Below are 17816 nucleotides of genomic sequence, written 5' to 3'. Positions count from 1 at the left end.
TCAGGGCGTCTCTGCCGCCAAGAGCTGTGACAGAAATTGCCTTTCATTTCAATGCACCAGACAAGCTGGGCTATGTGTGCCGATTCGTGCGCAAGGCCCTGCGTCATGGTGCGCGCATCGTGGTTCTGGGCGATGGAGCTGCGCTGAGCCGGCTTTCGCCCCGTTTGTGGAGCGTGTCGGCCACGGATTTTCTTGCGCATGCTTCTGAGTCTGATGGCGCGCAGATGCTTGCTGCTTCTCCCGTCATCCTGACCGAACACCTGCAGGACTTGCCTCATTACGATGTGCTGGTCAATCTCACGCCGCAGGTGCCGTCGGGGTTTGAGCGCTTCGCGCGCGTGGTGGAAATCGTGTCTTCCGGCGATGAGATGGATCGCCAGGATGCGCGTGCCCGCTGGCGCGACTATGCAGCGCGTGGTTTTTCCATCGTCCGGCACGACCTGAATCTCAAGGGCTAGGTCATGAACTCTTCATCCAAAGTTCCGCCACGCTTCGTCCCTACCCTGACCGAGGTGGTTCAGCCCGAAGCTGCCGCGCTCGAAGACACTGCGGACAGCGCTCAGTCGGCGCCGCCGCAGCAGTCTCAGGTAGCTGCGCAGCAGGTGCTAGGCCCGCGGACGCTGGGAGACAGCGTTGTCCCTCTGGCGAGGCCGTCATTTCACACCTCATGGCTGGCGGATGGTCTCTACGGCCGCAGCCGGCCTGCAGGTATTCCGCATCAGTTGCCCCCTTTGCCGGACTCCTTGCCGCCGCAGCAGTCATTTGCGCAGAGCATGGCTGGGGAGGTGGTAGAAGCCATATCGGCCGGGCAGGTGGAGCCTGAGACTGAGTTGGTAGCTGCCGAACTCGTGGAGGCATTGCCGCTTGCAGACCAGGCGGAGCAGCCATCCGTTACGGACGCTGGCCAACCCCGGGATGAAGGACTTCAATCCGGGTCTGAGGCACTCGATGAGGAAGCTGCCGAGCCACTCGTCCAGGCACAGGATGTGGAGCAGGTCGTTGAACCCGCCCCGGTCTTTGGGGCAGCCGGCCTGCAGCAGACACCGGATGCGCACGGTGCCGTGGTGACCGAAGAGTATCTGGTCCACAGACTCATGCAGCGGGTGGATCTGGTGCTGGAGCAGAAGCTCAGGGAAGCGATAGCGCAGGTCGTGGAAGCGCAGACCCGATCCATGGTGCTGCGCCTGCGTGAAGAGGTGGAGACCGTGGTACGTCAATCGGTCTACGAGGCCGTGGAGGCCGAGCTTGCTCAGCAGACCCGGAAATAGCCGATAGCCGCTGGCCGCTGCATCCCGGCCTAGCGGTTCAGGCGCAGCGGACCGTTGAAAACCTCGGGGTTCAGAATATTGCTGGGCTGGCCGTTGGCAAAGTTCACCACGTTCTCGAACGCCGCGCGGAAATACAGCTCATAGCTGTCCTGTTCCACATAGCCGATATGGGGTGTGCATATGCAGTTCTCCAGCCTCAGCAGGGCATGGCCTTGCAGTATCGGCTCGCTTTCGAAGACATCGATGGCGGCCAGGCCGGGGCGGCCGCGGTTCAGGGCGCAGAGCAGGGCTTCGGGCTCCACCAACTCGGCGCGCGAGGTGTTGACGAACAGGGCGGTCGGCTTCATCCGTGCCAGGTCCTGCGCCGTCACAATACCGCGCGTCGCATCGTGCAGGCGCAGATGTAGCGACAGCACATCGCATTGCTCAAAAAAAGCTTCCTTGGACGGGGCGCTCAGGTAACCATCGGCCTCGGCCTTGCGGCGCGAGGCTTCGCTGCCCCAGACACAGACCTGCATGCCGAAGGCCTTGCCATAACCCGCCACCAGTTGCCCGATGCGGCCGTAGCCCCAGATACCCAGCATGCGTCCGCGCAGCACGCTGCCCAGTCCGAAGTTGGGCGGCATGGAGGCAGCCTTGAGACCGGACTGTTGCCATGCACCATGTTTGAGATTGGAGATGTACTGCGGCAGGCGGCGCATGGCCGACATGATCAGCGACCAGGTCAGCTCTGCCGGAGCAATGGGAGAGCCCACGCCTTCCGCAATCGCCACGCCACGCTCGCTGCAGGCCTGCACATCGATATGGGCGCCAGCCTTGCCCGTCTGGGCAATCAGCTTGAGCCGGGGCAATTTATCGAGCAGTTGGCGCGAGATCTGGGTGCGCTCGCGAATCAGGACGATGACATCCGCATCGCGCAGCCGGACTGATAGCTGTCCCACACCCTTGATGGTGTTGGTGTAGACCTTGGCGTTGAAGGCATCTAGCAGCTTGGCGCAATCGAGCTTGCGAACCGCGTCTTGGTAATCGTCCAGGATAACGATGTTCACCACTGGCATCCTTAAGTAAGTGGCTGAGTTTATTGAATGAAATTCAATGCGATCAAAGGCTTAGGATTGCTCTCGTGAAAACTTACGCCAAATCGACGCCACCAGATTCCCTGCGTGCACACCCTACACATACCAGAGCTTAGCTCAGGTTGGGCACCGGTTTTGAAAGCCAGGCTGACGCATGGTATTTGCAGGCGCTTGATGGCGATGCAGCAAAAAGCTCAGGGTTGCAATGTCATTGTGATCCAGGCCGGAGACGGCCTGTGGCTTGCAGTGGCTGTGACCGGCAAAACTGGGGTTTACCGGTACGCCCGAGCTGGTATGCTCGCGCCGGTACGCAGACAACCGGTGCGTCAGCGCATCGGGGCAGCACGATCCGCAAATGCCAGGCTGCCGGGCACTCGTGGCATCTGCGGCATGGCTGTTCCAGGCCCGACCTTTCGAGCCCGGCCGATGTGACCTGGCTTGGCAATCTCTTCTGCTTGAGCCGGAGGCGCGTCCGGTCGGCTGGTCGTGCAGCCATTTCCGGTGCGCTGCCAAATGCAACCCGGTCGCAAACCGGGTCATGGAGGCAAAACGCTGGCCATATATTGCATATATGTCCAACCATCTAAATCTCTGCCGGCCGTCTGCTCAATACCGGCACAGATATCGGTGACTGCGCGGGCGTGTCAGGGCCGGTCAGAAATTAGTGTATCGCTGCGTTCCCGATCAAGGTGAAAATGTGGCGATGGAGAAGAATAGTTATCTTTCGTCACTTTCTGATTCTCGCCTGGATACCCAATCGCAACTGCTTGGGGTGGCTGTGGCCCAGGCATTTAATGCCGTGGTGATAACCGATGCCGAAATGGCTGGCGGTGGCCCGTTCATCAGCTATTGCAACAAGGCATTTACCAGCATGACCGGTTACTCCACAGAGGAGCTGCTGGGCCGGTCTCCGCGTATATTGCAAGGCCCCGAGACGGATCCGCAGGTGATTGAGCAATTGCGCCAATGCCTGGCCGAGGGACGTTTTTTTCAAGGCAGTGCAGTCAATTACCGCAAGGATGGAACGCCATACCACGTGTCCTGGAATATCTCTGCCGTGCGGGATGTAGACGGGAAGATCACGCATTTTGTATCCGTGCAGCAGGATGTGACGCGGCAGGTGGAAGGCGAAAGGCAGCGGGATTTGATGATCCAGGCATTGAACTCGGCCAATGCGCCGGTATTCATTACCGATCGCAATGGCTATCTCGTGTTTGTCAATCATGCTTTTGAACATCAGACGGGTTATTGCGCAGCCGAAGTAATGGGTCGCACGCCGGCCATGCTGCACTCCGGCTCACATACGGCACAGTTTTATGCCGAGTTGCGCGATGCCTTGGCGCGCGGAGAAAACTTCAGCCGGACTTTTGTCAACCGGCGCAAGGATGGCGAGCTCTACCATGCCGCCCAGAGTATTTCGGCGCTGCGCGATGCCAGGCACCGGATAACGCACTATGTGAGCATTTCCAAAGACATCAGCGACCTGGTTCAGCGTGAACAGGAACTGCTGGTACGGGCCTACCGGGATGATCTGACCGGCTTGCCCAACCGCAGTGCCGGAAGTTATGAACTGGAAAATTGCCAGCGAATTGCTGAGCGTCAAGGCGTTCCCTATGCACTAATCATGTGCGACGTCGATCTGTTCAAGCAGGTCAACGATCAGTTCGGCCATGAGGCTGGCGACCAGGTTCTGCAGCAGATCGCAAAAGTCCTCAGGAGCACCGTACGGTCCTCGGAGCATGTTGCGCGTTGGGGTGGCGAGGAATTCCTGATCATCGTACCGGGCGTCGGCCTGCAGGCGGCCCTGGAGCTGGCCGAGCGGCTGCGCCGCAGCATCGCATCGCACAGCTACGCGGCGGCAGGAACCATCACCATGTCGTTCGGCGTGGGCGGCTGGCAGGCTGGTGAAACCTCTGCGCAACTGCTGCGCCGCACCGACATGGCCTTGTATCGAGCCAAGAGTTCTGGCCGCAATCAGGTCCGGAGGGCTCGCTATCCGGGCCGGGGCGACGAACTCGAGCGCAGCAGGGATGGCTCTCGTGACGCCTGGCCCGTCCCGCGCACCGGAGCCGGTAACTGATATTTGTCGGGAAGTTGATTTCTCGGCTTTTGGACACTTGCTAACATCGCCCCGAATTCAACAGTCCACTGATCAAACGGGCTGCTCCTCCTAACCTCAGAGCATGGATAGCCACCAATGTGTAGCCGCGCGAATGAGCTTTACTGATCGGCTGACTCATGCCTAGCAATTTGCAGCTCTACTTGTTGGTCGCGCCGGTATGCATAACGGCACTGGGCGCACTCATGGCTTTTTGCTGGCTTGCACAGCGCCGCTCAGTGTTTCTGCTCTCGACGGCTTGTGGGTTGACACTTACGGGGCTTGCCTTGGCTTGGCAATGCTTGACACCTCACGGACAACTGGTTCGGTGGGCTGTTTACACCGGGCTCATTTATCTGCTTGGTGCCTGGCTCTGTACCTGGGGCGTCGCTCAAAAGTTTTCCGTCTCCTCATATCCCAAGATCTCGGCCCTGGTATCGTTCATCGTGGTTGCTGCTCTTTATGAGTACAGCATCGTGCAGGACAACATTGCTGCGCGCGTGCTGTGGCTGAACACAGGGCTTGGCATCATTCACTTCATTCCGTTTCCTGCCATCGCGCTCAAAAAAGTCAGACGCGACGGTCTGGATAAGCTGCTTTACCGGTCCTACGGGGCCTTTGCGATCTATACGGTGCTCAGGCCCATCATGGTGCTGTTTCTTGGATTCACTGAGCTCCAGGACATGCTCAGCTCCATATACTGGTTGGTCACCATGCTGGGCTCGCTATTGTTCAGCCTGGTGTTCTCGGGCCTCATGCTCATCGTTTCGATGAGGGATGCAATGGCAACACTCAGAGACGAGCGCAATCACGACATGCTGACTGGCGTGTTGAATCGTCGCGGCTTCTGGGAGTTTGCAGACCCGCTGACCCGGGATCGAAAAGCGCAACCGTTTTCCATCGTGGTGGCGGATCTGGATCACTTCAAGCGGGTCAACGACAGCTGGGGACACGAGTATGGCGACGGAGTACTCAAGGCCGTCGCGGAAGTCATGCAGGTAAGTGTCCGCGGTGCCGACCTAGTGGCTCGCTTTGGAGGCGAAGAATTTGTGCTGCTGTTGACCCGAACAGACATCGAGACTGCACAACGTGTGGCACAGCGTATTCGTGCCGGAGCGGTCGAGATCATTGCGCCATTGCCCGATGGTCAGCGCGTGACCTTGAGCATGGGTATCGTGGCCTGTCCATTCGGCAGCGATCTGCGCGAAGCCGTAATGCGGGCTGACCAGCAACTCTACAAGGCCAAGTAGCTCGGGCGCGATCAGGTCGTCGTGCATCGAGCAGAGGGCGTTGCGGCAGCGGCGTGAGATGCCGGATCCACTCAGCTCTTCTTGCCGAAGAGTGACGGTCGCTCGGCCGCCTGCGCGGCATCGCGCAGAAATGGCGGCACGGACAGCGCCAGCAAAAGTGCCGCCAGCGGCACCACGCAGATAAAGCCTATGTGCTTGAAGCCCAGTGCGCCGGTGACGCCGCCCAGCACGAACATCACGATCAGACCTGCCGAAACCTTCATGCGGCGCCAGTCGTGTCTGATCTGGGACGGCAATGGAAGGCCGGCCTGGGCGTGGCGCCTCCAGAAGAACATCTTGCCCAGCTCCATGCCAAGATCCGTGAAATTGCCGGTCATGTGCGTGGTGCGAGTGCTGCCGCCGGATGTCTTGGAACCCACGGCATTCTGCAAACCCATCATGAAGGACAGCAGCAGCACGGTCAGCGGCACTGCGAAGGGCGTGTTCCATGTCAAGGTGACTGTGCCCATCAGGCCGAAGGCAATCAGCATGACGGCCTCCAGCATCAGCGGCAGGGCATAGACGCTGTACAGATGGCGTTTGCGCCCCCAGTTCACCAGCAACGCGCAAACGGCCGCGCCCGTTGTAAAGGCGATGATGGCACCAAGCGCATTCAGCAGCAGCTTGGCGTTCTCAAGCACCAGGCCGTCAGCCAGTTGAGAGGCAAAGCCCGTCATGTGCGAGGTATACATCCGCAGCACAAGAAAGCCGCCAGCGTTGACCGCGCCCGCGTTAAAGGCCAGCAGCAGACCCAGTGCGATATTGGTGGACGGCGTACGATGCCGGTTGGTGAGATGGCGAAGTCTGCGCATCAAGGATTCCACTGACAAAAGTGCACCCATGACGGGGTGCATCAATGCTGACAAATTGGTTTGCCAGCGACCATGCAGGAATCATTGTGGGCCAACTTGGATACGTGAGCTGCCTAGTGCGCGATGGCATTGGTCAGCGAATTCACCGGCTTACATCAGCAAGGCCATGGGGTGGTCTGCCGGTAAGGTGTGTTCAAAGCTGATGTCTGGGTAAGTGCGGCCCTCCACATGAACGCGGTCTCGGCCAGCATTTTTGGCGCTGTACAGCAACTGGTCGGCTTGCCTCAGTGCACCTTCAAGCTGGTCGGCATTGCTGATTGACGTGATGCCAAAGCTCAGCGTCAGGGCCGGCCCTTTCGGCAGTAGCTCCTGGTCATTTCTCAACTCCAGGCCAATACGCTTGGCGACTTGCTCGGCGCCTTGCAAATCGATCTTTGTCAGTAGAACCATAAACTCTTCACCGCCAAAGCGTGCAACCAGATCATTGCTGCGCACATTGTGCTGCATCGCTCTGGCGACAAACTGCAGGACCTCGTCACCTTTGTCATGCCCCCAGTTGTCGTTGATGCGTTTGAAATGATCAATATCGCTGGCCAGGAGCGCCATGGGATACAGGCGCTGGTCGGCCAGGCGATGCTGTGCGGCTTCACTGAATGCGCGGCGATTCAGTATCTGGGTCAGGGCATCCAGGTCGCGTTCAGTGCGCAGTTGACGGACTATGTCCCTGATGGTGACTGCGCAGACTAAAACCGTGAAGAGCAATGCAAAAAGTAAAATACTCACCAACGTTGTCAGCCAATAGGTTGAGCTGGCATCCATGGCATCGCCGAGACCGTTATGCGCGAAAGTTGCGATCAGCGTCGGGCGCAGCATGGTAAAGACGGCATAAGATATATAGGACCACAGCAAAATCCTATCCAGCCAGTCGTTGGTGAGGCCTCGTTTGAGAACTGCCGGCACAGGCAGCAAGAGCATCAGAGCTACGCCTATACCGAATGTGTGCAGCCGACCCGCCTGATTCTGTACCACATTGGCGAAATAGTAGAGCGAGGCCAGCGTCGCGGCACACAAGACAAGGGCTGCAAGCGGATATGTGGGTACGCTTCGACGCTCTGAAAAGCTCTTGGAAAAACACCAGGCTCCCGCCAGAAACAGTGCGTTGACGAGAACCACATAGTGATTGAGGACTTCAAACTTCAGCACGCTGCGAATGCTGATGGACATTGCGGTTAGCAGGAAAGAGGCGCACAGCCAGAGTAGAAAGCGTTGCTTGGGCTGGGTTGCCCAGCACACTCCCAGCAGGCCGGCCAGGAAGAGCAGGGACAGAGATGGCATCAACACAAAGATGTGGTCGTAGCTCGTATGCATACACACAGCCCTTCTGCTAGTGATCACCAACAGACAGGCCAGACTGGCCATATCTCTAGTCAAATCTAAATGCCAAGGCGGCCTGTAATGTGTCAGCCGCTCATCTTCCGGATTAGAAATTAACAACTTCCTGCGATTTCCGACAGTTCACTTTTCCTCTTTTGGAGGTGAAATAACTAAAAGTGACATTTGCTGACAGAGTGCCGCCAGCATCGTCGGTGCCAACCCTTAGCCCATATGTATGAAGGAAACGAGGGATTGATGTGAGTCAGGATTTCTTGCAGCTCAATGAAAAAAGGCAGCATTTGCTACATTGAGTCCATGAAAAAAGCACTTGGAACCACCAGCGCAGTACTTTCTGCACTTGCCATCAGCGGTTGCGCCCAGCCTCAGTCCGCTGCGCCTGTGATCGGCATGGCCAACCCCGCATCGGTGTACTGCGCCAAGCTGGACGGCAAGTCCCGCATCGAGAAGACCGCTGCCGGAGAGCGCGGCATCTGCGTGCTGCCCAACGGCACGGAAATCGACGAGTGGGAGCTGTTCCGCCGCGACCACCCTGCACAGTAGCCGAGCCGGCGGGCTCAAGTGCTAGTAGGCTCTTGGTGCGCGGCGGATGACTCGGGCATGTGCCTCGCTGAGGCCAAGGGGTCGGTGCGTCCCATCGTGCCTCCGCGAACAGCAAACAAAAAAGCCCATATGGCGCAGGCTGGGTGGGCGGGGTCTGGACAGTTCAGCCAGCTTTAGCAATGGGTAGGGCGTTGAAACTTGTGCGAACTTGTAGCGCTTTAGATGGGCCGCGTAGGCCCCCTGTATGTCAAAGCATGCTTTTTGCTGCCAGCCGTGGATTGGGCGGCGCGGGCAGTGCCGTGCCGTGCCGCATGCAGCAATTGGTAACTGATAAGTACTTCTGGCAATGCCATGCGAATGACGTAGTGATGAATTTTTTCACCTGTCCTTCGGCTCACCAGCTATACCTGAAGAATTCCTTGGGGGCTCGAGGTGCAGCTCTTATGAAGGAGAAGGTCATGGCCACTCCAGTCAGCGTTGAGAAGCTAGAAGTCAGGTCACACAGCGAGCCCGATGAACTTCGCACACCTAGCAAAGCTCACGTGGAGCTCGCAAAGCTCCAGGTCTACACGATTGGACGCTTCAACTTTGAGCCCGGATGGCGCTGGTCCGAATGCATCAAGCCCGTGGTGAAGACCGAATACTGGCAACTCTCGCATGTGGGGCCCGTCGTCTCGGGAAAGCTCACTGTTCAAATGCAGGACGGCTCTCAGAAAATGCTCAGCGCAGGGAAGTCCTACGCCATCCCACCCGGTCACGATGCCTGGGTCGAAGGGACAGAACCCTTTGTCGGCCTTGAGGTGCTGAGTGCAGAGGTCTACGCAAAACCTTCCGAGTAAGGCTCGCTCAAGTGCTTGCGGCCTGCCATAGCAGATTGAGGTAGCGGTAGTACATGCCAACCACTTGGCAAAAAGCCTGCTAGGTCTTGAGTCTTGCGGGCTTTTGTCTGCTTGGCGGGCGCTTCCGAACTTCTGAATTGGTGATCGCGTTGCGCTTGCCCTATCTGCATTTGAAAGTGTGCTGCTACTGATGGCATTGTCTGGATTGAACTAGCAGCTTTGCTTTCCATAGCAGGCAGCAGTCGCCCGTGTTGGCTGTCGCGGTGATGTAGCTGTTGCCGTACGGTGTCGATGGGGCACGGGCTGTTCGCGGGGGCAGCGGGGCAGTCGATCAGGGCTTTTCACGCAGGCACTGGACGGTGTGGGCGTCCAGCCATTCGGCATGCATACCCGGGCAAGCGAACTCGTCGCGCACGGATTTGGTGAGAGTGGTGGGTTCGTCAGCCTGGGCGTTGGGGGTGGCAAGCCACAGTACGCCCATGAAGATGGCGGCGACGAGGATCAGGGATTCGATGATCTTTTCCATGATATTTCTCCGGTCTGGCGCTTGTCAGGAAAACGCCTGTGGCTATCAAAATCGATGAGGTTGACCGTTCACAGCGGCCAGGCTTCCGGGGTGGTGGCAATGACGACGGCCACGCCGATGAGGCCAATGATCCCCAGAAGGCCGAGGCCCCATTGCGCGGCGGTCAGTAGCTTTGCTCCAAGGCCGGGGCGATCAAAAGCAGGACTGTCAGGAGCAGCGCGAGCAGGGCGGTGGGGATGTGTGGCCATTTCACAGGCCTCCCTTCTCGCGCAGGCGCTGCACGAGGTCTTCATCAACGGGTTGAGGAACGGTGCTGTACAGCATGGAGTCTCCTTTTGGCGAGAAGCAGGCCCGCTGGATGGGCGGGGGCGGATAAAAAAGTCCAGCGCTCTTGAGAGCAGGCGAAATCAACAAAGGTATGGAGGGAATGCGCTTCGCGCTCTGGCGCAGCAAGCTGTTGCTTTGAATTTTACTGTTATTTTCATCAGTGCTGTTCATTTGTACAGTAGTTTAATTTTGCCCTGTACAGCGCGTCAACAGACGTCGACCCCATGTGTTGCGTGGCCGCACCGAGTGTCTGCCTGCAAAGAAAAAGCCCACCGGCGTTGGCGGGTGGGCTTATGCGTAAAGGCCGATGCCTTGCGGCGTGCCTGGGGAAGCGGAGGGAGGATAGAGAACCTCAGGCTCGGCAGAAAGCGATGGGTAACGTCACCATCTGGTGTGACCGCTCAGAGTGCAGCTCACAGCTTGTGCACTACGGTATTGGCAAAGCGTATTTCCAGCCTCGATTTTGGGCAATACCTTGTACCAGGAACAATCACACCGGATGGCCCCGCTTGACCCTGCGGGGAGAGGTCGCGCTTGAGGCCCGCGGGGCCAGGAGGCTACATTTGAAAATCTCCGCGAAAAAAAAGCCGACCGCGAGGTGGGCTGAACTTTGACTGGTTGGCGGCCGGCATTGACCGGCCTGCGGTTCTTCTTGAGTATGGGCACTAGCGCATGTGTGGCTGCGTGCCGAGTTTAGACAAAGGGCACACCGTAGTGGTCATAAACACGGCGGCCATAGTCGTCGGTGTATTCGGGCAATGTGCCTCCCTTGTAGTGAGGGGCGTCTTCAAGCCGCTCCTTGGTAACGGAGACCACGTACCCGCCTTGGCTGGGTTCGTATTTGAGGCTATCCCACGGCAGTGGGTAGAGATCTGAGCCTATGCCCAGGAAACCGCCAAACTGCATCACTGCATATCGAATCTTGCCGGTGAGCTTGTCGATCATCAGAGAGTCGATAGCTCCCAGCTTGTCGCCGTTGGGGTTGTAGACGTTGGTGCCGTTGACACGATCGGATGAGATGACAGGTGAGGCTAATTGCATTCCTGCTCCTTTCTTTGCGTGGTACAGAACAACGCTGGTTAGGTGGGCCAGCGCTGAGGCGCTCCCTTTCACTGCTGGGGAGTTTTGTGCTGCTGCCCTGGCTGCTGTTGCTGAGCAGGGTTCTTCTGCTGTCCTGGGGTTTGCTGTTGCTGCTGGCCGGGCTGACTGGTGCTCTGGCCTGGTTGGCGTTGCCCGGGGTTTTGCTGCTGCTGTTGCTGCTTGTCCTGCTGGCTGGGGCTGTGCTGCTGGTTCGCTTGTTGCGTCATTTCCTTCACTCCTTCAGGTTGGTGACCAGCAAACCGGGTTGGCTTGCTGTGGGTGCATGGTCGCCGAGTCATGGAAAACCCTTCTGTAGGAGAAGGTGGCGCAACGCTGAATTTTGTGAGTTCATGGCCATTACGTAGCATTTGGTTTACGTTTGAGGCGGAACTCTCGATATTCCTCACAGTATTCATCAGGACACGCAGCGGGATGCGGTGGGTTACGGGCCCATTCAGGGTTGCGGTTTCTGCCGCCCTGATGCAAGTCGTGTCAATCGCAGTACCCTGGATCGGGTCCACCGGCTGGTCTTGTGCTTTGGCGGAGGGCGCTGCCGTGATTCCTGCCAGCCTTGCTGTTTTGCCCTTGTTCATATTCGACAGGCCCCATTGGCTTTTCCCAGAACTAGCCGTTTTGATAGCTTCCGGCGCTTGATGGATAAGCGCTGGAGGCCTGTTTACCGCGGATTCCTGGGTGCGGAGAAAAAAGCCCCCGCAGCTACTGCTTGGCAGGGGTTTTTCTGTTCAGGCCAGGCAGTTCAGGTCGTAACCCACCATGAAGAGTGAAGCTTCCATGGCGCGCATGCGATCGGGCTGGCCTGAAAACAGGCTAGGGGTCTTGCGCAGGGTTTCGGCCATTACCCAGGCCAGCCGTACCTTGGCGCCAGCCCAGCGCTGGGGCGTGCTTTGGCTGGTGTAGAGCAGGGTGCCCGGCGACGGTGGCTGGTCAAAGAGGCAAGCCAGTTTATGCTGGGGCTTCTGGCTGCCGCCGGCCAGCGGGAAGCTCAGCGTATCGGGCAGGTGACGCGTGCCGCTGCTGCGGCGCCAAAACTCCACCAGTGCAGCCGCTGCAGCACTGACCCGCGAGTCATAGATGGGCAAGCCTTCGGCCGAATAAAAGGCGTGCACCTTGGTGAGCATGGAGTTCATGAGCTGCACTGTCGGAAAGCCGGTGCACAGGCTGGCCGAGCCAAGCGCCATCTCCTGATGGGTCTGGGCAATGTAGTGGCAGATGTTCGTGCCAAGGCCCACAAGAAAGGGCCGCGCGCCTTCTTTGGGGTTGCGTTCGCCGCCCCAGTCCAGCACATCGCTACAGGCGGCCAGGGTGGCTGCCGCATCGTTGGCCTGCACGGCAGCGCGCAGCTTGGCAGAAAGAGCGCTTGTCTTGATGCAGGATTCGGCCCAGTCGCCCGTTGCCAGGCCGGTCGCTCGCCAGCGGTAGTGGCGAGGTACCAGATCGGCAAAACGGGTGGTGGCTGCCAAACCCTTGGGTACGTAGCTGGAAGAGCGAATGTTCAACTGAATCTGTCGCTGGGGGAGTGTGGCTGCAAGCCAGTCGGTAAAGCCGATGACTTCGGGCTGTTGCAGAAATTCGGTGCGATTCATTGACGCCTCGTGGCCTGTCGGATTTCCTGTTTTGCTCAGTTGGTGCGGCTTTGACATTGTCGCCCGGCGCGGGCGGCTAAAGGCGGACTGCAGCAATGAGTGCCCACGCCCCGGAGTTACGCTGCGGTGGTGTTGCGAGCGCTTTTTCAGGCTAAGTCTCCTCATGTCGTTGAGGAGACTCCATGCGCTGAAACTGAGTGAGATCGCGCACCGGTTAATCCAGCGCTATTGAGGGCCTGACGCAGCGCAGTTCGCCCGCAGCGATTGCTGTATGTGGCAATGCAGCCGCCGGTGGTGATCAGAACCTGAGCGTCGCTCCGACGATCGGGCCGCTCTGGCTGAAGTCCAGTCGCTTGCCATTGTCACGGTAGTCCACGCTCAGGTGGCGGTAGCCTATGGACACAAAAATGTTTTCCTTGACCTGGTAGTTCACCGAGGCATGAACCTGCCAGGTGAACTTCGAACCCACATCCAGCCCGCCCATATCGGCATACAGCAAGCCGGACCAGCGCGGCGCAATGTCGTAGCGCCAGCGTGCGGCGACCACGGGGTCGATGAACGAGGTGTTGGACTGCGCGGACGCCACCCCTGGCACATTCACTTCGGCCCTGATCTGCCACAGGCGCAGACCCGCCATCAGGTCGAAGCTCGACTGGGGGCTCAGCATCCAGTTGTGCCCGCCGGTCATAGTCAGCGAGGTCTGACGAATCTTGGCATTGGCACTCAGACCCAGGGGCAGGGCGGCCTGGTCCGATGTAGCTGCATGGCTGAAGTCGCCCTGCAGCACATAGCTTCCCTTGCGCGCCGTGCCGTTCACAAAGGCTGCTGCGTCCAGATTCTCCAGAATGTCCGAAAACGACTTGTTCACGTCGACCGTGGGCGCGCCTCTGAACGGGCGGACGCTGCCGTCCAGCCCCGTCATCCATACATAGGGCGTGAGCTGATAGCGCCATGCATCGGCCGCCGCCTTGTCCTGCGCCCAGGCCTGCGTGCCTGCCAGCAGTCCCACGGCCAGCGCCGCCGCTGCCATGCCCGGAGTGGTGTTGATGTGCTGGGTCATTTGTCTTCCTTACAGCGTGTTCTTGTGTACCTTGCCGTCCTTCATGATCAGGCGCAGGTTCTGTTCCGGGTGGCTCAGGAAGTCCAGATTCACCGTCGGGTCGCCATCGGCCACCAGAAGATCGGCAAATGCGCCAGGGGCGATGCGGCCCAGAGGCTGGGGGTAGGGGTTGCGCTCGCCCGACAGGGCCAGCAGTTCGCCGTTGGTGCCTGTGGCCTGCTTCAGCAGCGTCATCGGGTCGTAAAAGCGCGTCAGCTTGGCCAGTTGCTTGCCTTGTGTGACAGTGCCCCTGGGGCTGAACAGAATGTCCGTGCCCCAGCCCGTCTTGATGCCGTACTTCTGCGCCATCTCATAGGCGCGCACCGTGCCCTGGGCCACGCGCGACTGGCTCTCGCGGCGCACCGCATCGGTGTAGGGGTTGGCGTCCTCGTCCTGCAGAAACGGCTGCAGGCTCCACCACACGCCCTCGTCGCGCATCATGCGCACGCTTTCCTCGTCGGCCAACTGGCCGTGTTCGATGCTCTTCACGCCCGCCTTGATGGCCCGCTTGATGCCTTTGGGCGTGTAAACATGCGACATCACATAGGTGTTCCAGTCTGCGGCGGCTTCCACGCCGGCGCGCAGCTCCTTCTCGGTGAACTGGGTGCTGTCCAGCGGGTCGTACAGCGATGCCACGCCGCCGCCTGCCAGCATCTTGATTTGCGATGCCCCCAGCATCAACTGCTCGCGCACGCGGCGCAGCACCTCGGCCTCGCCGTCCGCAATCATGGACACGCCGGTTTGCTCCACCATGCTCAGCGGCTCGTTCGCTGCACGTGGAATATCGCTGCGAAGGCGGAAGTCGCCATGGCCCGAGGTCTGAGAAATCATCGCCCCGCTCGGATAGATGCGCGGGCCCGGGATCATGCCCTCGTCGATCGCGCGCTTGAGCGCAAAGGCGGGGCCGCCCGCGTCGCGAACCGCAGTGAAGCCGCGCATCAGCGTGCGCTGCGCCTCTTGTGCGGCGGAGATGTACAGATAGCCCAGATCTGCCGTCATGGCCGTCATTTGCGGCACGGCCGCCAGCATGGTGTGCCAGTGCGTATCGATCATGCCCGGCATCACCAGCTTGCCCTGGCAGTCGATCACTTGCGCACCTTCTACCTTCTCGCCGGCAGAGGGCAGGGCGGCAATCAGCTTGCCCTGGATCAGCACCTGCACGCCTTGGCGCACCGACTTGCCCGTACCGTCAAACAGGCGCAGATTGGTCAGCAACACGGGGCGGTCGGCCTGCTGGGGCGTGCCGCCGGCACCGGGCTCGGCCGCATGCAGGCCCACAAACGGAGCCATCGTCGCTGCCACACCACCGACAAACATGCGGCGCGACATATCGCTCATCACCCGCTCATGCAGCAACTGGCACACCACGCTGCCGCAGGTGCAGGCTCTGGGGCGAATCGGGCCGGTCTGCCACGTCAGGCCGGCATCGGTTGCGATTGCGTGACTCATCTGCTTTTCCCTTTTTTCAAAATGAACAAGAGACGCCGCTGCCGGCGTGACAAATGGAACCAAAGGCTCACAATTTGATGCACCGATGCTACACGACGATCGGCCATGAAAAAGCGCCCCGCCGCACGAGGGCGATGGGGCGCTGTTTGTATTATGAGAGCGGCCGGGAAGTGGCTGCGCTGCAGTCAATCAGGCTTGAACCGGGCGATGCACCAGAACCGGAATGCTGCTGTTGACCAGTACGCGCTGGGTCTCGCTGCCCAGCAAAATGCCGGCAATGCCCTTGCGGCCGTGTGATGCCATGCAGATCAGATCGCAGTTACCCTCCTGCGCCTGCTTGATGATGGCCTGATTGATGGAGATATTCGTTACCCGCACCGTCTGGCAGGCCACGCCCTCGGTCTTGGCAATGTCCAGGGCAGCTTGCAACACCTGATCTGCTTCCTTCTGGGCGCTCTTGTCGAACTCTGCAGAGTTGTAGGCGATCAGCGCCTCGGCTCCGTAAATCATGGCTGCGTAATCCGGCATCACATACAGCGCCGTCACCTGTGCGCCTTGTTCCTTGGCCAGTTGTATGCCCGCGCGCAGCGCGGCCTCAGAGAGCTTAGAGCCGTCCGTAGGAATCAAAATGTGCTTGAACATATCCAGCCTCCTTGCGCATAGGTGCGCGTCTTGTTGCCAAATCAATTCGATCGATCACTGAACTCATACTCACACTCCAGGGCTGCTAATGCAACACCTTGAAATGAGTATTCAGACGGTTTCTTGATGGAAATCAAATTCATGAAGTAGCAGATAAAAGCCGCCTAAAGCCCTTATCCATAAAGCGTTAGAAGCTATCAAAAGCAGACTAACCGAAGGTCATGCGCAGCATTCCCTGCGGCTGTTGCCGGTCGGCAGGCTGTCGAAGGAGGCCTGCCTGAGCTCGGTCACGATCGGCTGTACATGGCGCAGGGTGGGCGACCGCAATTCAGGTTCGGCAAATGGCTGCTATGCGCTCATCTGTGGGCATTGCCCTGTATCAAGGTCTTGAACGCAGTGCGCCGCAGCCTTCGCGACCAGATTGAGGGCATCCATACAGGCCAGTTTGAAGGCAAGCGCCTACTTGCACATAAGGGCCATGACCAGCAGCGTAAGGCCATTGCGGGCCATGCGGTAGTCAAGGAGCGTGCAACCTGTGGAGCCAGCGAATTCGGCCGGGGCATGGAGTCCTTGGATGGCGCTAATCAGATTTCAACTGCAGCCCTTGCCGTGGGGTTGGGAGTGGGCTCGCCAATCTTGTGCAAGGTGTTGCGGTCGGTATGGGCAAAGGGCTCGCTGCGGCCGGGGATGGTCAGCGTGGTTTCTTGCTCATACGACCATGTGCCGTCCGAGTGCTTGGTGACGGTGATGGTATAGGCGTCGGTTCTGAATGCGTGCTCCAGAAAGGGGTTGCTGGAGATGCCGTTGACGGTGGAGCCGCGCTCGGCCCTGAGGGTGAAGCTGGTAGCGTCGGCCGTGGTCTTGCCCGTGGCCATGGCGGTCTGCCCGCGCGGGATGGTCAGGGTCTGGATGATGTTGCCGGTGGCAGGCTCCCACAGCCAGTAACCGACCTGGTCGTGAAAGGTTTCCACGTCGTCGGGCTTGACGATGCGCGTGTGGTAGCGCAGGCCATAGAAGAGCTGCGGCCCGTTGGTTTGCGCATCGATGGGCTGGCATTCCATATGCTCGATAAAGGCCTGCTTCTCGGGGCCGTCAGCCTTGGGGTTGATGTCCAGGCCGCGCTTGCCGGTCCAGATGCCGGCCATGCCGGTGAGGGGACCGAGGTTGGCCAGGGTATTCACATCGGGCGTGGGCTCGGTGTAGATGTCTTTGGGAAAGTTTTCCATATCGTGTCACGGGCTTTCACTTTGAATCTGTTGAAACCAGTTTACAAGCTACGGACTGAGGTGCTCTTGACGGCCGTCAGGCCGTCAGGTGCTTTCTTCGGTGGTGAGCGTGAAGCGTGCGCTTTCGCCGCGCAGGGCTGCTTCACGCGTGAGGAAGATCAGCACACGGTAGCTGGCACCACGCTCGATGCGGAAGGTGCAGATGTTGTTGTTGGCCGAGCCTTGGCATAGAGGCTGGGCAGAGCCGTCCTTGAAGACGTTCATCTGGCTGGATGGGTTGTTGGTGTTGAGCGTGACGGTCATGCGCTGGAAGGGCCGAGTTTCGAGCCCGTATTGCACGATACCGTTGCCCGTGATCTGGCCGCTGTAGGAGTTGGTGTATCCGCCCGGGGTTGTAAAGGCGGCCTGTGCCATGGAGCTGCTGCTGAGATGTAGCGTCATGAGACTGAGCAGGGCAGCAGTTGCAAGCATCGGTTGGAAGCGGGTCATGCAACTCTCCTGAATGTGTTGGGCAGGATGGCGCTCCTGGCGCAGCGACGGGTGTCT

General features: G+C 59.3%; 20 protein-coding genes. 6 read left to right on the top strand and 14 right to left on the bottom strand.

Annotated features, from left to right (window positions below):
- Nucleotides 1–26 precede the first annotated feature (26 nt).
- Together NOX35_RS16045 and NOX35_RS16040 are read left to right on the top strand one after the other, a co-directional pair.
- Complete coding sequence (locus tag NOX35_RS16045; RefSeq protein WP_182283219.1) at nucleotides 27–458, top strand: DNA polymerase III subunit chi; 432 nt, start codon at nucleotides 27–29, stop codon at nucleotides 456–458.
- 3 nt (nucleotides 459–461) lie between these two features.
- Nucleotides 462–1268, top strand: a complete 807-nt coding sequence (locus tag NOX35_RS16040) for a hypothetical protein (protein WP_182283218.1) — start codon at nucleotides 462–464, stop codon at nucleotides 1266–1268.
- Between the two features lie 29 nt (nucleotides 1269–1297).
- Here NOX35_RS16040 and NOX35_RS16035 read toward each other — a convergent pair whose 3' ends face one another.
- A complete protein-coding gene (locus tag NOX35_RS16035) occupies nucleotides 1298–2317 on the bottom strand; it encodes a D-2-hydroxyacid dehydrogenase family protein (RefSeq protein WP_182283217.1) in 1020 nt (339 codons plus the stop codon).
- Between the two features lie 691 nt (nucleotides 2318–3008).
- Here NOX35_RS16035 and NOX35_RS16030 point away from each other — a divergent pair.
- Complete coding sequence (locus tag NOX35_RS16030) at nucleotides 3009–4424, top strand: diguanylate cyclase (protein WP_256493963.1); 1416 nt, start codon at nucleotides 3009–3011, stop codon at nucleotides 4422–4424.
- Between the two features lie 158 nt (nucleotides 4425–4582).
- Nucleotides 4583–5692, top strand: coding sequence for a GGDEF domain-containing protein (locus tag NOX35_RS16025; protein WP_256493961.1), 1110 nt, complete (start codon nucleotides 4583–4585; stop codon nucleotides 5690–5692).
- 71 nt (nucleotides 5693–5763) lie between these two features.
- Here the strand turns inward: NOX35_RS16025 and NOX35_RS16020 are convergent, their stop codons facing one another.
- Together NOX35_RS16020 and NOX35_RS16015 are read right to left on the bottom strand one after the other, a co-directional pair.
- Entirely contained in the window at nucleotides 5764–6543 is a 780-nt protein-coding gene (locus NOX35_RS16020; RefSeq protein ID WP_182283214.1) for a YoaK family protein, read from the bottom strand.
- A 150-nt stretch (nucleotides 6544–6693) separates the two neighbouring features.
- Nucleotides 6694–7911: a GGDEF domain-containing protein gene (locus NOX35_RS16015; protein ID WP_256493960.1), complete on the bottom strand. Its 1218-nt coding sequence runs from the start codon at nucleotides 7909–7911 to the stop codon at nucleotides 6694–6696.
- A gap of 321 nt (nucleotides 7912–8232) precedes the next feature.
- Between NOX35_RS16015 and NOX35_RS16010 the strand changes: the two genes are divergently transcribed.
- Together NOX35_RS16010 and NOX35_RS16005 are read left to right on the top strand one after the other, a co-directional pair.
- Nucleotides 8233–8478 carry a DUF333 domain-containing protein gene (locus NOX35_RS16010; protein WP_256493959.1) on the top strand — a complete coding sequence of 82 codons (246 nt, stop codon included), beginning with the start codon at nucleotides 8233–8235 and terminating at the stop codon, nucleotides 8476–8478.
- Nucleotides 8479–8732: 254 nt separating this feature from the next.
- On the top strand, nucleotides 8733–9317 hold the full coding sequence (locus NOX35_RS16005) for a cupin domain-containing protein (RefSeq protein ID WP_256493958.1): 585 nt from the start codon (nucleotides 8733–8735) through the stop codon (nucleotides 9315–9317).
- Between the two features lie 331 nt (nucleotides 9318–9648).
- On the opposite strand, the gene NOX35_RS16000 is transcribed toward NOX35_RS16005, so the two are convergent.
- The 11 genes from NOX35_RS16000 to NOX35_RS15950 form a co-directional block, all read right to left on the bottom strand.
- Complete coding sequence (locus NOX35_RS16000) at nucleotides 9649–9843, bottom strand: hypothetical protein (protein ID WP_003053971.1); 195 nt, start codon at nucleotides 9841–9843, stop codon at nucleotides 9649–9651.
- Nucleotides 9844–9911: 68 nt separating this feature from the next.
- Nucleotides 9912–10091: a hypothetical protein gene (locus NOX35_RS15995; RefSeq protein ID WP_182287333.1), complete on the bottom strand. Its 180-nt coding sequence runs from the start codon at nucleotides 10089–10091 to the stop codon at nucleotides 9912–9914.
- A gap of 1 nt (nucleotide 10092) precedes the next feature.
- A complete protein-coding gene (locus tag NOX35_RS15990) occupies nucleotides 10093–10341 on the bottom strand; it encodes a hypothetical protein (protein WP_182287332.1) in 249 nt (82 codons plus the stop codon).
- Between the two features lie 522 nt (nucleotides 10342–10863).
- Entirely contained in the window at nucleotides 10864–11211 is a 348-nt protein-coding gene (locus tag NOX35_RS15985) for a PRC-barrel domain-containing protein (protein ID WP_182283211.1), read from the bottom strand.
- A gap of 68 nt (nucleotides 11212–11279) precedes the next feature.
- Complete coding sequence (locus tag NOX35_RS15980; protein ID WP_256493957.1) at nucleotides 11280–11843, bottom strand: hypothetical protein; 564 nt, start codon at nucleotides 11841–11843, stop codon at nucleotides 11280–11282.
- A 150-nt stretch (nucleotides 11844–11993) separates the two neighbouring features.
- The gene (locus tag NOX35_RS15975) at nucleotides 11994–12854 is read right to left on the bottom strand and encodes a hypothetical protein (protein ID WP_182283210.1); all 861 of its coding nucleotides are present in this window, start codon (nucleotides 12852–12854) and stop codon (nucleotides 11994–11996) included.
- A 298-nt stretch (nucleotides 12855–13152) separates the two neighbouring features.
- Entirely contained in the window at nucleotides 13153–13914 is a 762-nt protein-coding gene (locus NOX35_RS15970) for a hypothetical protein (protein ID WP_182283209.1), read from the bottom strand.
- Nucleotides 13915–13923: 9 nt separating this feature from the next.
- Nucleotides 13924–15402: an amidohydrolase family protein gene (locus NOX35_RS15965; protein ID WP_182283208.1), complete on the bottom strand. Its 1479-nt coding sequence runs from the start codon at nucleotides 15400–15402 to the stop codon at nucleotides 13924–13926.
- 189 nt (nucleotides 15403–15591) lie between these two features.
- Nucleotides 15592–16044, bottom strand: a complete 453-nt coding sequence (locus NOX35_RS15960) for a universal stress protein (RefSeq protein ID WP_182283207.1) — start codon at nucleotides 16042–16044, stop codon at nucleotides 15592–15594.
- A 584-nt stretch (nucleotides 16045–16628) separates the two neighbouring features.
- Nucleotides 16629–17270: an FABP family protein gene (locus tag NOX35_RS15955; protein ID WP_182283206.1), complete on the bottom strand. Its 642-nt coding sequence runs from the start codon at nucleotides 17268–17270 to the stop codon at nucleotides 16629–16631.
- An 84-nt stretch (nucleotides 17271–17354) separates the two neighbouring features.
- On the bottom strand, nucleotides 17355–17759 hold the full coding sequence (locus NOX35_RS15950; RefSeq protein ID WP_182283205.1) for a DNA breaking-rejoining protein: 405 nt from the start codon (nucleotides 17757–17759) through the stop codon (nucleotides 17355–17357).
- Nucleotides 17760–17816: the final 57 nt, after the last annotated feature.

Origin of the sequence: Comamonas sp. C11, assembly GCF_024496285.1 — a bacterium.
Classification (GTDB): Bacteria; Pseudomonadota; Gammaproteobacteria; order Burkholderiales; family Burkholderiaceae_C; genus Comamonas; species Comamonas testosteroni_F.
This window is presented reverse-complemented; position numbering and strand designations above follow the sequence as displayed.